This is a genomic window from Mucilaginibacter pankratovii, from assembly GCF_014773265.1.
In the GTDB taxonomy this organism is placed as follows: Bacteria; Bacteroidota; Bacteroidia; order Sphingobacteriales; family Sphingobacteriaceae; genus Mucilaginibacter; species Mucilaginibacter pankratovii.
On sequence record NZ_JACWMY010000010.1, the window covers coordinates 188277 to 205279 of the forward strand.

At 44.2% G+C, this 17003-nt stretch carries 10 protein-coding genes; 2 read left to right on the top strand and 8 right to left on the bottom strand.

The features are described from left to right. The first annotated feature begins 89 nt into the window (after positions 1-89). A complete protein-coding gene (locus tag IDJ77_RS19370) occupies positions 90-1088 on the top strand; it encodes a helix-turn-helix domain-containing protein (RefSeq protein ID WP_191190640.1) in 999 nt (332 codons plus the stop codon). A 565-nt stretch (positions 1089-1653) separates the two neighbouring features. Here IDJ77_RS19370 and IDJ77_RS19375 read toward each other — a convergent pair. The 6 genes from IDJ77_RS19375 to IDJ77_RS19400 form a co-directional block, all read right to left on the bottom strand. Beyond that, complete coding sequence (locus tag IDJ77_RS19375; protein ID WP_224751165.1) at positions 1654-3561, bottom strand: FAD-dependent oxidoreductase; 1908 nt, start codon at positions 3559-3561, stop codon at positions 1654-1656. 11 nt (positions 3562-3572) lie between these two features. Further along, the gene (locus tag IDJ77_RS19380; protein WP_191190641.1) at positions 3573-5600 is read right to left on the bottom strand and encodes an FAD-dependent oxidoreductase; all 2028 of its coding nucleotides are present in this window, start codon (positions 5598-5600) and stop codon (positions 3573-3575) included. Positions 5601-5705: 105 nt separating this feature from the next. Then, entirely contained in the window at positions 5706-7385 is a 1680-nt protein-coding gene (locus tag IDJ77_RS19385; RefSeq protein WP_191190642.1) for a RagB/SusD family nutrient uptake outer membrane protein, read from the bottom strand. Between the two features lie 10 nt (positions 7386-7395). Further along, the gene (locus IDJ77_RS19390; RefSeq protein ID WP_191190643.1) at positions 7396-10629 is read right to left on the bottom strand and encodes a TonB-dependent receptor; all 3234 of its coding nucleotides are present in this window, start codon (positions 10627-10629) and stop codon (positions 7396-7398) included. Between the two features lie 276 nt (positions 10630-10905). Beyond that, the gene (locus IDJ77_RS19395) at positions 10906-12165 is read right to left on the bottom strand and encodes a FecR family protein (RefSeq protein ID WP_191190644.1); all 1260 of its coding nucleotides are present in this window, start codon (positions 12163-12165) and stop codon (positions 10906-10908) included. Positions 12166-12273: 108 nt separating this feature from the next. Then, positions 12274-12867: an RNA polymerase sigma factor gene (locus tag IDJ77_RS19400; RefSeq protein WP_191190645.1), complete on the bottom strand. Its 594-nt coding sequence runs from the start codon at positions 12865-12867 to the stop codon at positions 12274-12276. Between the two features lie 187 nt (positions 12868-13054). On the opposite strand from IDJ77_RS19400, the gene IDJ77_RS19405 reads away from it, so the two are divergent. Next, positions 13055-13276, top strand: a complete 222-nt coding sequence (locus tag IDJ77_RS19405; protein WP_191190646.1) for a DUF6965 family protein — start codon at positions 13055-13057, stop codon at positions 13274-13276. A 145-nt stretch (positions 13277-13421) separates the two neighbouring features. Here the strand turns inward: IDJ77_RS19405 and IDJ77_RS19410 are convergent, their stop codons facing one another. Further along, on the bottom strand, positions 13422-15791 hold the full coding sequence (locus tag IDJ77_RS19410; RefSeq protein WP_191190647.1) for an ABC transporter permease: 2370 nt from the start codon (positions 15789-15791) through the stop codon (positions 13422-13424). Between the two features lie 146 nt (positions 15792-15937). Then, positions 15938-16957, bottom strand: coding sequence for a DUF4097 family beta strand repeat-containing protein (locus IDJ77_RS19415; protein ID WP_191190648.1), 1020 nt, complete (start codon positions 16955-16957; stop codon positions 15938-15940). Positions 16958-17003 lie beyond the last annotated feature (46 nt).

Sequence of the window (17003 nt, forward strand, 5' to 3'; positions counted from 1 at the left end):
AATTAAAAATAATGTCGCAAATTTGGATGATTTTTAGTTCTGCTGTTAACGCGAACGGGATTATTTTCAACGCTAAACGGATTACCTGCATGCTCACAATTACGCATCCTCCTTCTTCTGAGTCCCTGTTTAGGGCTAATGTTTTTGCTTTAGAAGGGAGTAATCATCCTTTTATCTGGCTGACTGATAATTCGTTTTTCGGGTTTACTGCAAATATCCGGGTGTTCCAGGTGGCGGGGATATCTGCATTCGCTACAGAACTTAAATTTCCGGAAACCACACCATTAATGATCCGTTTAGATGAGCCCGTATTAACGATGTGCTACACGCTTGCAGGACATTTCAGCATGACAGACAGTTCTGGCGAAGGTCTCGATTTGCAAGAACAGGGGCATTTTATTTTGCCTGCACAGGGTAATAAGGAGGTTGTTTTAGCCGTAAAAGGCAATGCAAGGCTTTTTGTGGTTTGCTTTTATGGCGATGTATTGTCGAAATTGTTATCAGAGGAGGAAACTATGCTCCTAAAAAGCAAGATGTCCGTTAATAACTGGCTGATCGGTAGGCCGGTAACCTTGCCAATGGCCGAAATTATTGGCGCGGTTTTGCATTGTGCCGATAACAATTGCCTGCACCAGATCTACCTGACTGCCAAAATGCTCGAACTATTATTTATTAGCATGGAGCAGTTAAAACAGGCAGTCTCGCCTCGTCGCCCCCCTTTAATAAAGGCAAACGACCTGGAAAAACTTGAATTGGCTAAGCAAATCATCAAAAACAACCTAAGGCAACCCTACTCGGTAATAGACCTCGCGCACAAGGTGGGCCTGAACGATTTTAAGTTAAAAAAAGGGTTTAGAGACGCGTTTGGCACAACCGTATTTGGCTATTTGTTTACCCTGCGTATGGAGAAAGCGATGGCCATGCTCTCTTCGGGCAATCACAAAGTTAGCGAGGTAGCCCATGAGGTTGGTTACAAGAATGCGCATCATTTCAGCGTTGCTTTTAAGAAACAGTTTGGATACCTGCCCAGCAAAATATTTATTGCGCAGGCCAGCTTAATTTATCTGCTAACTATTTGGGCGACCTGATAAAAAAAGAAACAGGAAAATCGCCCAATGAATACAGGATGCTGAATGGAGCTTAATATTCCAATACGATACATGCAAATACTCGTAATGACCCCGAACTCCGGGTTTTGTTAGTATTTTTCTTCTGAGTTATTATCAAAAAAATGATAGATATTTAATGTTAGATTGCAACTAATAATTATATTTGTTTACCAATTATAGCCGAATAAGAGAAGTTAAATCATTAAACTTCTAAGGTTATGAATCCCCCTTCAAAAAACAAATCGCCGGATAAACCATGTGTTTGCGGCACAACCAACTGGTACCGGACACCGAGACCACAAATAGTTAAGATATTGCTTGGCTGGCTTCCGCTGAAATACTATAAATGTTATATGTGTGACCGAAAAAAATGGGCATTGGGCTAATAAGTGCCTTGCTTCATAATTACTTCCTCGCGGTGTAATACCGTTAACAGCACCGATTACTGGTTCCGTTATTTTTACAACGCGCTGCGGCTTTACTAACCGGTTAGGATGTGGCAATTTCCCAACACCCTAACTGGTAAAAATCAATATTTATAAACTCATTTTACTTTATTCAACGATAGATAAATACTGGCCAGCATTTGTTTGCGGGTAATAGCACCCTGCGAGATTGTTTTTTTTAACCCTGAGAGTTTATTCCATAACAATACCTGCTGTTTATCAACCGGTGCATCCAAACGCGCCTCCCATCCGGGTAAATAGCCTTTTAAACCCATAAACTGCACCATCTTAAAATCGGCAGATGAAGGGTTGATATCCTTATAATATATCAACGTTGCTTTTTGATCTATTAGCTTGTTCTGTAGTTGTTCGGTATTTACGTCGCTTATACGGCTGCGCCCGTCGATGGCTAATGATGCAGTTATACCTGCTGCCTGGCCAAGTGCCATCCAGCAAGGCTCCATACGGATGGTAGAAAAACCTATGTGGCTGCCAGATACCGGAACAGGCAGTATTAAATTACTTACCTGGCGCGGAACCATTACACCCAATGGTACTGTATAAACTGATGTCGGGTAACTAATAAAGCCGTCGAGATGGATTTTACCCGGTTCGCGTTTTCTCACGGCATGCGAATCGAGCGCATAGTGGCTTGCGGTTACACTTGAGGGATGCACAGGCGGCCTTTTACCGGGCGATACGGCTGTAGCATCCTTTGCAGTAAAAAAACAAGTCGCTTCAAAGCGGCGGCCTTCCCTGATATAAACCTGGCGCGGAAAATTGCCATTATCGCTGTACTCATCTTTAGCCAGGCCCCATTCCCTTGTAGCTTTACGAAAGCTCTCCGGCAATTCTTTATCATTTTGTGCAAAGTAAATGAGGCCAATTGTGTATGATTTCAAGCGTTCGGCAAACGCATCCCTCCAATTCCAGTCTGAAGTTGGCCATGGCCAGTTTTCTTCCGGAAGATCGGTAGATATAAAAGCCATATGCTGGTTGTTACCGTCGGTTTTATGGTTGGGAAGTTGCACCATGTTTGTAATTTTCCCTATCCCCCACCTATCGCCCGGAATTTTTGTAATACCGCCGGCGGCAAGTGTTTTACGGTTATCTTCCATCATTGCAGGAGTAACCTCCAGCATTTGCACGCCGGTGTGTTTACCCGTCCAAACATCCTCTATCATAGAAACATACTCCTGCCGGTTGTAATTCACGGGCTTTTCAACCGGTAAGCTATTGGATGGATCGTTGGTAAGGCAAATCCGGTAATTATAAGATTGTACCGCGTTATCGGCCTGGTTAGTAGTACCCGGCCCTTCGGCACCTTGCCAATATTTGTAAACACGGCCAGCGCCAGGCTCGTTAAATTCATCTTTGCCTTCGCGGCCCACCCTGAAGGGTATTTTTGCAGCCGCCCCCAAATCGCCTTCGTAGGTAGCATCTATAAAAACAGAACCTGCAAACTCCTCATTTTTTTTCGTCTCCCGATTCAATACGGTTATCCGGGCTATTTTGCCGCTTAACAGCTCTATGTTTTGAGGTTCGGCATCAAACTGGCGCATTTTCAGCACCGTGATCTTACTGCTGTCTTCCTTTAACATTGCTCCAAACACTTTCTCGGCAACAGATGGTTCAAAGTGATAACCCTCGCTACAATCCTTTACCTGATCAGATGCTGCGCCGTACTTGTCTATATAATACTTTTTTACGCGGGCAACAAATTCTGTAAACAAACCAGTGGTTGCACCACGTGTAGCAATATCGGTTGCCCCAAGCCCATTGGCAGGCAATCCACCCACATGAGCGGTTCGCTCCAGGATTACCGATGTTTTGCCAAGCCTTGCCGCCGCAATTGCTGCCATGATACCCGATGGTGTACCCCCTACAATTACCAGGTCGTATTTTGGGATGTGGGTGCCTGATGTACCCGGTTGTGCATTGGCTGCAAGTATAAACGCCATACACATAACCAATAGTAATTTTATTTTTGATTGAGTTTTGCGCATAATTTTTAAGTTTACAAGCTGGCTTTTTTTACAGGAATAAACAGAACCGCATCGGCGATGATCGCTCCATCGGCATTTTGATTAGAAACCTGTACATAAGCCTTATTGCCGCTTGCAAGATCATATTCCCCCAATGATACCCATTCGCCAGATGTCTGGCCCTGCACTTGTACGTCCGATTGGTTTATTATTTTTTCCGTCGTCTTTCGCCCGTCATAAACTGTGATGGTAGTCTTAACCGCAGCATTTTTAACTTTAGGAAAATAGGAATACACATGATATGTGCCATCTTTAATTACAGCAGGGATAAACCGAACGGAAGCAGCTGAAGATGCTTTGGAAGTATCTAACAAAAATGACGGCCCGTAACCGCCGCTTTTTTCCATTTTCCAGTTGCCGGTTACCTGTACATTTGCGCTGTCACCATTATCAACCAACAGCTCCGGTATGCTTCTATCTGCAAGCGGATCGGTCTTTAATAGGTTTTGTACCGCTGCCACATTTACACGCTGCACAGATATTTTTTTATCGATAGCCTGGCAAGCGGCTACGGCTGCAGACTGGGCAAGCACCATAAATACAGGTTCCATCCTGATGGAGCCATAAGCGATATGTGTAGCCGATAAACATACAGGTACAAATAAGTTATTGGCTTCCTTTTCCTTCGGGATTATTGCCCTGTAGGAAATTGGATAAGGCCCAAAACCACCAACTTCAACATTACCCTCGTTTTTAACCTGCCCATTTACTACCAGGCGGTCGCAATTATGCGAATCCATCGTATAAGCCGCCATTCCAACCCCATCGGTTGCTACTTCTTTTCCCTGGCAATAATGCTGAGTCATCACTAACTCGCCAATCATACGCCGCGCTTCGCGGATATAAAGCTGCGGTGTCCAGTTATGGCTGTCGGTAAATTCATCTTTCGGGTACCCCCATTTTTGCATTTCCTCCCGGATGTTCGATGGGATCCGCGGATCATTTCCAACAAAGTATAAAAGGCCTTTTGTGTAATCTTCATGTGCTTTCCAAATCACTGCCCTTTCGTTGTAGTCTGCATCCGGGTATTCCCAGTTCATCCCTATCATATCGGTAGAAAAACCGCCTTTATTATTGATGTCTGTTTTGCCGTTGGGCATTATACTCCAGATAAATACGTCGCTTAGCGCTTTCCAGGGCTTTTTCTCCTTCAGGCGTATCAACAGTTCATATTTCTTAGGATCGTAATTTTCGGGCCTGGTAATAGCAATGCGATTTTCCGGCACATTTGTTAGGGTGATACGGAAATTATAAGCCTGTACCTTTTTATCGCCTGCTCCGGTTGCTTGCAGCAGCTCGCCGCCAACGCCCCATAAATATCCGCTTTGGGGCTGTCCAGGCACCACATACGGGTCTATGCCTCCCGGGAATTGATGCCCTTCCATCAGTTCTACGCCGTTAATGGTTTCGTTATATTCACTGTTGGCTTCCCTCCCAACGCTATAAGCAACACCCGACATCGCCATCAAATCACCTTCGTAAGTGCAATCAATAAACACCTTGGCCCTTATTGAACTATGGTTAGCGGCAGCAGGCTGGGTAGTGTTTTCCACAACTATTTCCTGTAGTTTATTCCCGGCTTTATTCACTTTGACAATACGGTTATTATACATAACGCTAAAACCCGCCCGTTTTACGTAATCGTTAAATATGCCTTCTGCTACTTTGGGTTCAAACACCCACTGCTCAAATTTTTTATAATGATCGCCAATGCGGCGGTAAAAATCGCGGGCAAGGCCGGTAACTACATATTTGTTGCCAATATCGGTGTAGCCTAAACCGCCGGATGTCATCCCGCCTAAATGTTTACCGGGTTCTACCAGTACAACTGTTTTGCCCATTTTTTTTGCCGTATACGCCGCAATTACCCCAGCGGATGTACCGCCGTATATGCATATATCAACCTCTATTTTATGTTCATTTTGGGCCTGCACATCCGCGGCAATAAAAAAGCTTAGCGCTATCAGGAGCATGGCTATTGTTCTTTGATGTTTTTTCATCACTAATTATTTGTTATAGAAACAACATGAAATTTATTCGGGAAAAAGGCCCGCCGCTGTAAACAGCAGGCCTTTTAAACTATATTTTAAAACAACACCGCCCACTTAGTAGCCGGGGTTTTGTACCAGTTTTGGGTTGGTAACGATCTCGATATTAGGGATCGGCCAAAGATAATCGCGGTTGATATTAAACAACCGGGTTTCTATAACGCGCATATCTGCCCTGTTAGGTACGCTTGTATAATTGGCAATTCCGTTAGCATCTATAACAGGGGCACTGGCCAATAGCCCTTTAGGTATGCGGCCATAAAAAGGCCCGGCCATCACCTGTGCCGCTATTTTCCATCGCCTTATATCAAATAAACGCAGCCCCTCCATCGCAAATTCGTACATCCGCTCTTTGTGTACAACAGACCGTAGTTCGGCCTGCGATAAGCCTGATGGGATTGCCGGCATGTTTACGCCCGGCCTCTGCCTTACACTATTAATAGCCGCGTAAACGCTTGCATCTACTGTACCGCTTTCTATTTTAGCCTCCGCATAGGTCAGCAATACTTCCGCGTACCTTACCACGATAATGTTCATCTCTGAATTGGCCACATCTACCTTATCCGTCAGGTCCACATATTTGCGCCAGCAATATCCCGTAAACGTAGCAAAAGCGTTTAGAGCGTCCTGATTATCCACTCTTGTTGCCGGGCTGGTGTTATAATTCCAGCACTTCAGGCTGTCTTTATGGGTTTCAAATTGATAATTGAAATAAACCGAACCAGGTAAAGCCACTGTAAAGCCAAGCCTGGGGTCGCGATTTAAAAATGGTTTAGCGGGGTTATACAACGGCGACTGATCAATTGTTAATCCATCGGTACATTCGTATGAATCTACAAGTGATTGTGAAGGTACTTTGTTAGATGTGCCCTGCCCGTTCCTGGATAACAGGTTGCGGGGTACCGAGTGTGTTTTTTTGGCAGTTTTTAAATACTGCAGAGAAAAAATGATCTCTTTTGAATTTTGACCGTTATAAGTGAACAGATCGCTAAAACTGGTATGCAGGGCATAAGTATTTAAATCCATTACCGCTTTAGCGGCTGTTGCGGCAACATCCCATTTGCCATTAAACAACGCAGCACGGGCCTTTAAAGCAAGTGCCGCACCCTTGGTTGCGCGGCCTACATCAGCTGCCCCGTAAGTTACCGGCAGGTCTTTTGATGCTTCTTCTAGTTCGGCCAGCACAAAAGTTAATACCTCGTCCTTGGTATTTCTTGGCACTTGCGCCTCGTTCAGGGCAAGCACTTTGGTTACCAGCGGAACGCCGCCGTAAAGTTCTATAAGGTTTTGATAAGCGTAAGCTCTACCAAAGCGGGCTTCCGCAACAGATCGGGCAAAAATAGCCGGCGTAACTACACTTTTTACTTTCTCTGCATTATCCAATATAAAGTTGCAACGGGCAATAAGTTTGTAAAAAGAACTCCACAGGTTCAAACCATAGTCGCTATTACTATCCTGGTTCCCTCTGCCTATAGCCTGCAGGCCGCTTGTATTACGGTCCCAGTTAATATCAGTCACCGCGTCTATCGTCATATTATAGGGCATGCCATCGCTCGGAGTAATTGCCATTGAGCTGTATATACCATTCACTGCTAATATCAACTCGTCCTGGCTGGTAAAAAACGATTGATTTGAAGGTCCCGATAAGGGCACTTTGTCCAGGTAATCTTTTTTACAAGCAGTGCTTGCAAAAACAAGTATCGTGATCAATAAAAAATATTTTATATTCTTTTTCATCTTTAAAAAATTAAAAATTAGCGCTTAAACCAAAACTGTAAACTTTCACCTGCGGATAAACGCTTACCGTTCCAACAGGAGATTCTACATCAAAGCCATCCCAGAAATTATCAAGGGTGAACAGGTTCGATCCATTCACATACAACCGCAGTTTTTTGATTCCGGCCAAACCGGATATGGAAGCCGGGAAGGTGTACCCTAACTGGATATTTTTAAGCCTCATGTAAGAGGCATCTTTCATCCAGAAGCTTGAGTTCTGCTCGTTGTTTGATTCACCGAAAGCAAGCCTTGGATATTTAGCATTAGGCGTAGCAGGTGTCCACCTGTCTTTATTAGGTTCCAGGATGGTACCGCCCAAATTACCTACGCTAAAGGGCATAATACCAGGGCCATACAAATACGAATTCCCTTTACCCACTCCCTGTAATAAAAAGCTAAGGTCCAGTCCTTTGTACGAACCGTTGAAGTTAACCCCGAATGTATAACGCGGAATAGTGCTGCCCAAAACCACCTTATCATTATCATTAATAATCCCGTCGTTGTTCTGGTCTTTATACTTAAGATCGCCGGGGGCTACTGTACCAAATTGTTTTGCATGGCCGGCTACATCCTGTGCGTCTTTAAAGAAACCTTCCGCTTGTAAGCCGTATATAGAATTGGCCGCGTATCCTTCCCGGTAAACCGACAGGCCTGTTTGATTTTTTCCGCGCAGATCAACTACTTTATTGATAACATCCGAAAGGTTAACGTTTATACCATACTTAAAGTCGCTTACATTTCCCCGATAACCTACGCCTACTTCCCAGCCTTTGTTACTTACCACCCCAGCATTTTGAGCCGGAGCATTTAAGCCAATAATTAAAGGAATATCGAGGCCTAATAATATGTCTTTTGTTTTCCTGATGTAGTAGTCGGCAGTGATGGTTAAGTTGGAGAATAAAACCGCGTCGATCCCGATGTCAGACATTTCTGTAGTTTCCCAACTGATATCCGAATTAGCCAGGCTATTTAGCGCAGCTACACCTACAACTTGTTTTCCCAGCACACCCGACCCAAGATCTACCGATGTGGTGGATGGATAAGTACCTATATTTTGGTTACCCAAACGCCCCCATGAGGCCCTGATCTTTAACTCATCAACAACTTTTTTTAATGGTTGCATGAATTTTTCCTGTGATATACGCCAGCCGGCAGATGCCGAAGGGAAGAATGCATACCTTTTTCCGCTGAGAAAACGGGAAGAACCGTCATACCGGCCATTCACTTCTAAGAGGAATTTTTGCTTATAATCATAATTTATCCTGCCAAAAAAAGAACGCAGCGCCCATTCTTCGGAGGAGCCGGCTGTCTGTTGGTTTACGGCGGAGCCGGCATTGATCACCGGATAATTCGGCAAAATATATGTATCGCGGAATGCACTTATAACATCATTGTGATAATCTTCCTGCGAAGCGCCAACCAACACCCTAAACGTGTGGAGGCCAAATCCTTTATCCGCTGTAAGTGTGGCCCGCATGTTATTATAAATAGAGCGGTTGTTAGTTTCGGTTAGGGAGGTTAAAGCTGGTGACTTATACCCTATTGACCCATCGGGATAGTAAGTTTGAATTGATTTGTTAAAATTCTTGCCTACAGCTTCACCCAGTTTTGGAGCGATAGTAAACTCGGCAGTTAACCATTCAACCGGGCGATAATTAATAGATGCATTAATAATTCCCGACGGGCTGGTGGTTTGGTTTGTTCCACCATCTATACCGGCAGCAACAGGATTCAGGCCGTTCCAGCCAATGCCCCATGTTCCGTTAGAATTTCGGTCTAACTGGTTGGCGGGGATACCGTCCATGTAGTTAAATACATTACCGGTACCTATTGCTGGTTCTCTGGTGATCCCATTCACAAACTGCAGATCAAACTTCATGCTTAATTTCTTCGAAAAAGTGATATCTGTATTGTTACGAACGGTGTATCGCCTATAATTTGAATTTTCAATAATGCCTTTTTGATCAAAATAACCTACTGATGTAAACACACGGATGTTATCGGAACCTCCGTTGATGGTTAAAAAATGGCTTTGCTGAAAACCGGAGCCGGTTAATACCTGCTTTTGCCAGTCGGTATTGGGATATTTATCCGAACTTACACCATTCTGCGCGCGATATTGCTCGATCAGATCATTGGGATACAGTTGCGTTCTGCCGACATTGGTGTAGGCCTCATTCATCAGCAGCATGTGATCAAGTCCGCTAACTACATCCGGCATATTGGTTGGCTTTTGCCATCCGGCGTAACTGTTGTAATTTATACTTATTTTCTTACCCGATCCGCGTTTGGTGGTTATCAAAATAACACCGTTTGCCGCCCGCGAGCCATAAATTGAGGCTGATGCAGCATCCTTTAAAATGGATATAGATTCGATGATGTTCGCATCTATATTGTTCATAGTGCCCTCTATCCCATCGATCAGTACCAATGCGTCAGCATTGCCAGTTGTTCCCACCCCTCTTATCCTGATGACTGCTGCATCGCCACCTGGTCTTCCCGAGTTTTGCACAACTGTTACGCCGGGAGCTATGCCCGCTAAGGCTGCCGATGTTTGGCCAACCGGGCGGGTAGCGAGGTCCTTGCCTGGTATTACCGAAACGGCGCCCGTTAAATTCACTTTCTTTTGCGTGCCGTAGCCTACAACAACTATCTCATTTAGCGCTGAGGATTTTTCTTTAAGCTGAACGTTAATAGTACTTCTTCCATTCACGTCTATTTCCTGTGTGGTAAAGCCCAGATAACTAAAGATCAGTACTGCAGTCCCGTCAGGAACGGTTATGGAATACCGCCCGTCATTACCGGTGGTTGTACCGGCAGGTGATCCCTTTAGTTTTATATTAACCCCCGGAAGCGCGGCCCCAAGCGTATCGGTCACCTTGCCGGTAATTAAAAGAGGTGGTAACGGTATCACCACCTCTTGTGCAGATTTAGGCAAGCGCCTGATGACAACCGTTTGCTGGCTGATGGAATAAGTTAATGGCTGACCCGAAAAACTATATATAAGAGCCTCCTCAAGCGAAGCGTTCTTAAATTGTACATCCACAGGCCTTGTGCCTTTCATCATCTCATCGGTGTACAGAAAATTATAATTCGTTTGCTTTCGAATTTCTTTTAAAACATCCTCAAGCGAGGCATTTTCTTTTTTAAATGTCACCTTTTGTGCATCCGCGGCAAGGCTAAGCTGCAGAAGAATGGTAATCAAAAAAGCAAATGTTAAATTTATTCGCATAATGATCTTTCTTTTTTTTGCAGAATTGCCGCCAAAAAGCTTCAAAATTGCAACGTTAGGCATTTTGTCAGGGGCATAAGCAGGGAGCTTATACCCGGTTTGAGTAAAAAAATTCATACATTTGAATGTTTGGTTTTTAATTGGTTAATAGGTTGTTAGTCGACGATTTATATGCTAATTCCAGACATTTTTGAGGTTCCGCCGGCCAGCGGAACCTTCATATTTTCCAGAGCGCATTATTTGTGTTGTTTATGGCATAACTATTATTCTTTTATTTCCTAATGCTGCGGGGTCGTTTTCTATCTTAAAGTGTACAGATCCGGTTAGTTGCAGCATGTGCAATACCTGTTCTACATCCTTAAATTTGGATATGGTCCCTACAAAAACTTCTTGTGTAATATCCCCTTCGTATTGAATATTGATATCATACCAGCGTGATATCTGGCGCATAATGCTTCCGATATTTTCATGAGAAAAAGTGAAATAGCCATTCGTCCAGGCGATAAAATCTGAAGCATCCACATTTAAAACGCGGATATTATCCCGTAGCCTCGCCTGTTGCCCCGGCTTTAAAAGTTGTGCGGAATTGGTTTCAGCGTGGATCACTTTTACGCTGCCTTCCAATAATGTAGTATTAACGGTTGCCTCATCGGCATATGCGTTAACATTAAAATGGGTGCCTAAAACTTCAACGGTTTGGCGGGCGGTAACTACCTTAAACGGAATGCGGCCGGCAGTATGCCCGGCAACTAAAGGGCCCGTAAGCTTTGCTACCTCAAAATAGGCCTCGCCTGTTAGTTCAACTGTGCGCTCGGTAGCCAAAAATGCCGCAGGGAATTTTAACGATGAAGCAGCATTAAGCCAAACCTTAGTACCATCAGATAAAGTAACCTTGTATTGCCCGCCGCGCGGTGTAGTAATAGTGTTATATAATACCTGTGCGCCAGGCTTTAATGTATTTGATGCATCGTATACAATGTTACCCGCTGTTGCCTTACGGATATCAATATTGGCCTGCTTAGCCAATACGCCGTTAGGTGCCGATCCTAATAGGATACTTGAGCCATCGGCAAGGGTAAGCATGGCCCTGTTACCGCCCGGTAGCACTTTATGGTTGTTTAATACCGGCTTTGCCTTAACAAGAATTTTTTGCTCATCGTTTGGTGAGGATAAGAAATAGATGAGCGCGAATAAACATAAGATAAAAACAGCGGCCACAGACGCTATCTTTTTAAAAGACGGCCATAGTTTTATAACTTTCTCACTTTGCTGAACCCCGCTTTGCAACCCGTCTATGCTTTCCTCGATGCGGCGGGACAGAGCTGCATATTGCCCAATTTCACCGTCCTGCTTTCTTTGGGTTATAGATTGATATTTGTCAATTATATGCTGTACTTCATCTAAGGGTGCGGTGTTCAGCCACTCCATAAATAATACATGCTCCTGCTCAGTATACCGGTCGGCTACGTATTTTTCCAGGAACTCGTTAAGCGATTTTTCGTCCATCATTATTGTAGAGACGAACGAACCCAACAAAAGAACCCCTCCGGAAAAATATATTTTTTAAAAGGAATAGCCGGTATTAGAAAAGAATTTTTTTTTGACCAGGGATAAATGCTACAGATCAAAAGGAGCAAGAAACAAAGCCAGAAACAGGGTGAGTTCGGCATGCTTTTGCAGATGCGCTTTTATAAAGTGCAGGCCGCTGTACAGCTGTTTTTTTACTACAAACTTAGATATATGTAATTTTTGAGCAATTTCGTCGAGGCTAAGATCTTCTTTAGTGCGCATTTCAACAATCAGTTTCCTACGTTCGGGCAAAAGATTTATCGCATCCTGAGCTATCCGGTAATAGTCGCCGTAAATGATCCTTGATTCCAGCTCCTCTCCTGTTTCTTCCTTACCATCCGTTAGCAATGACAGCACTTTTTCCCTGGTTTGATTTCTCCTTATTTCATCAAGCAGCATATTTTTAGCGCATTGGTACAGGTAGGCTTTAAAACAATTTACATTGTTTAAGGATGTACGATGCTCCCAAATTTTTATAAACACGTTATGCACGATATCTTCACTTGTTTCCTTTGATTTGGTAAACAAATACACATACCGGTACAACACATGCAAATACCGGGAATAAAGGACACTAAAAGCCGAACGGTCACCTTCATTAATACGCAGTATTAGTGCCCGCTCATCGTTATGTTCGGTCATTAAAAAATTAGGTTTTATAATAATTGGTAAACAAATGTAATAATAAATATCACGTGCATATTTAAATTGATTTGTGTTTTTGAAAAACATTTTCATTCATAAGGATAACTACCTCCCCCACTACCCTGCAGGAATTATTTTGTTTGAAACCCGATCCGGATGTCCCCGTATTTTTTACTTTTGCAGGATGACAGATGAAGAATTGGTGGCCTATTTTGAACATGCACTATTACCCGAAACATTGCGCTTAGACAGGGCATCGACCCAACACAATGTTAAGCAGGCCGTTAAAAACAACCTGGATGCGATGATGGCCGACCCGAAAGATCATCGTTGCCGGCATCGGTTGATCATGATCGCCACTGCGATGGAAAAACCCTACAACGGGCCCGAGATCCCGCGGTTTTAAATAGCCTTAGCTATTTGGGGCAGTGTTACTATTTAAAACCTATAGTTTGCAAACAATCTCCTTTTTTAAATAAAAAAAAGTCCGAAGAACAGCACCGTATCAATGCTTATCTTCAGACTTCAAACTTTCGGCTTCCTACTTAAAACTACTCGCTTCGCAAACTCTTCACTGGGTTTGCCAGCGCTGCCTTGATGGCCTGGTAGCTTACCGTTGCCAACGCTATAAATACGGTTATAATGCCTGATAGGGCGAGCATCCACCAGCTGAGGGTGATGTGGTTCTCGTAATTTTGCAGCCATTGGTTTATTAGCCATAAGCAAAATGGTATGGCTAACACAATACCGAAAGCTACCAGCAGTAAAAAATCTTTAGATAACAAGGCGGTAAGGTTTAATACCGAAGCGCCTAACACTTTGCGCACCCCTATTTCCTTTACCCTTTGTTCGGCGGCGTACGCGGCGAGGCCAAGCAAGCCAAGGCAGGAGATGATGATCGCCAGTCCGCCGAATAAATTGGCCAGTGTAGCCAGCATTTTTTCGTTCTGGAACTTCTTTTCAAAATCGCCATCCACAAACTTGATAGTTGGCGGGAAGAAAGGGTTTACGCTTTTAAGCGATTTGGTGATTGCATCTATATTGGCCGTTATGCTACGGTTTTGGCTCAGGCGAAGATCTATCACTACACCATAATTGCCCGAATACTGGGTGATCATCGGCCTTGTTTTTTCGTAAGGTGATCCCCAAACAAAGTCTTTATAAATTCCTACTACCGTCAGCGGGTTATCACCGTACTTAATGATGGCACCTATCGGGTTTTTAAGGTTCATTAGTTTGGCGGCGCTCTCGTTTATCATAACGGTTTTCTGCGCGGTATCTAAAGGGTTTCCTTTAGAAAACTCCCGGCCTTTTATTAATTGCACGCCGGCAGTTTTTGTAAAATCGTCGCCAGCCAAAAACACGTCGAACAATATCTTCTGATCATCGCGCTTACCCGGCCAGCTGATGCCCCAGGTATTGTTGCCCGATTCGGTGATACTTTGCGAAAAAGTGGTGGCGTTGGTTATCGCCCCGCTATTCTTCAGATCGTTAATAAACACCTGCGCGTTCTTCTGCAGGTCGCCCTCCATCGGTATCTCTACCAGGTTGTTTTTCTCAAACCCGATGGAAATATCCTGCACATGTTTTATTTGGCGGTAAATAACAATGGTAGCGGTTATTAAAAACACCGCGATACCAAACTGCAGCACTACTAATATTTTACGCAACGGCACAGCTGAGCTGCCCCCTTTAAATACACCCTTCAGCACCTTAATCGGCTCGAATGAAGACAGGTAGAACGCAGGGTAACTACCGGCAATAACGCCTGTTATTACTCCGATGCCTACTATAAACAGCCACGCGCTGGCATTAGCATATGGCAACGCGAGTTTGATGCCAAGCAGATCATTAAAATACGGCAGGCTCAATACCACGATAATAACAGCCACAACAGTAGAGAGGAACGATAAAATAACCGACTCGGATATAAACTGCCCGATAAGCGAGCCCCTGCCCGATCCGATAGCCTTGCGGATACCAACCTCTTTTGCGCGCTCTTCCGACCGAGCGGTAGACAGGTTCATGAAATTAACACAGGCTATCAGCAAAATACAAATAGCCAGCACAACAAACAGCTGGATTTGGCTGATCATACCGCCTACATTTTTGCCGTCCTCAAATTTATTATACAGGTGCAGCCTGGAGAATGGGTATAAAAACAGCACATTCTTGTTACCATCGTTATGCCGGTTCACCATATCTTTCATGATGTTGTTGGCGCGGGTTAATCCTTCAGCGCTTTTCAACTGAACAACGGTACGGGCATAATTACTACCCCAGCCCGAGTTCTTGGCCCAGGCGTTGGCATCTTCAAACATCACCCAGGGCAACACAAACTCAAACTGAAAGGTTGCGTTCGCGGGCAGGTCCTCTATTACACCCGTTACAGTGAGTGGTAACTGGTTATTACGTTTTACTATTTTATTGATAGGGTCTTCCTTGCCAAAAAGCGTGGTAGCCAGGGATTGGGTTATTACTACCGAGTTTGGCAGCTTGAGCGCAGTTGCCGGGCTGCCTTTGATGAATTTATACGAGAAGATATCAAAGAAACCGTTGTCGGCAAATAGCCCGTTCTTTTTAAAGCTATTATCCTTGTAGGTTAGTAATCCTTCGGCGGTGTAGCTGATGACCCTTACAGAGCGCACTACATCAGGTATCTCTGCCTTGATAGCCGCCGCTGCTTGCCCGGGTGTTGCAGCAAAGGTGTAGGTTTTACCATCGCCGGGCTGGTTATTTTCTACCAGGTATATGTTCTCGATGTTCTTAAAATGCCAGTCGTAATTAAGGTGGTAAAACACATAAAGTATCAGCAGCAAACAACTGGCTATACCCAAGGCTAAGCCGCCGGCATTTAAAAACGAAAAGCCCTTGTGTTTAACAATGCTTCTCCACGCTATTTTCAGGTAATTTTTAAACATATAGTTGATGGTTAATAGTTAATAATTAATGGTTCATAGCGAGAGCTTCAAATGAACCATTAATCCTGGTCTATGAACAAATAGACTTCATGAAAATAGTTATGGTTCACAGCAAACCTATTCGCTATGAACCATCAACTATGAACTTAATAGCTTACATTAACGCTGCCGTCGCCGCGCACTTCAACCAGCGAACCGCCGCCGTTAAGCTTGCCGACAACTTTTTCTTTTTCTTTCTGTCCTTCAAATGTACCGCTCATGGCCATGTTTACACGGTCGCCGCGTACATCCAGGTTAAAGCCTTGTTTAGCCGGTAATTGCAGGTCTACATGGCCCGAGTTGCCGTCAATTTTTACATATTTATCTACACGGGTCATTTGCACATGAATGCTGCCCGCGCTGGTTGATGCGTCAACACTGCCCGCAACATCCATCAGGCTAACACTGCCGCCGCTGGTACCGGCAATCAGTTCGCCATCTACATGGCTGCCATTAACACTGCCGCCGCTGGTTTCGGCCTTTATATAACCTTTAAGGTTATCCAGCCTAACCGAACCACCTGAAGTTTCCAGTTTAATATGGCCCTGACAATTGCTCGCATTAATGCTGCCACCGCTGGTGGTTAGCTCTATCTCTTTGCTCGAGTTGGCCACGCTGATGCTGCCGCCGCTGGTTTCACCTTTGATAATACCGACAACGGTGTTGATACTTAAGCTGCCGCCGCTGGTCTCGAAGTTTTGGTTACCTGTTAAGTTGGCAATGCTGATGCTGCCGCCGCTGGTGTTAAGGTTGGTTGCGGTAGCTTTGTTTACGTACACTCTAAAGCCGATACTCAGGCTTCTTCTCCAGTTATTAATGTTGTGTTTTTGCTTCGCGGTAGCATGTAGTTCGCCATCGTGTACGGCTATATCCAAGGTGTAATCCTCGTCCAGCCGCTTTTTAATTTCGTCTTTGCTCAGGTTTTGCCTGTTGTTGCCAACTATGTAAACCTCTATGCGTGGTTCCTCGCCTCCTTTAACAGAAATACTGCCGCCGCTGGTGTTTACAAATACGGTTTTTACATTGTCAGATGCTAAAGATCTGGTGAGATATGGCGTTTTGTTATCCTGTGCCGAAGCCAGGTATACAGGTGATGCCAGGACTAAAAAAAATAGGAATTTTTTCATGTTGTTTAGTTTTTATAATAGATGGTTATCCTTGTTAAATAGTTGC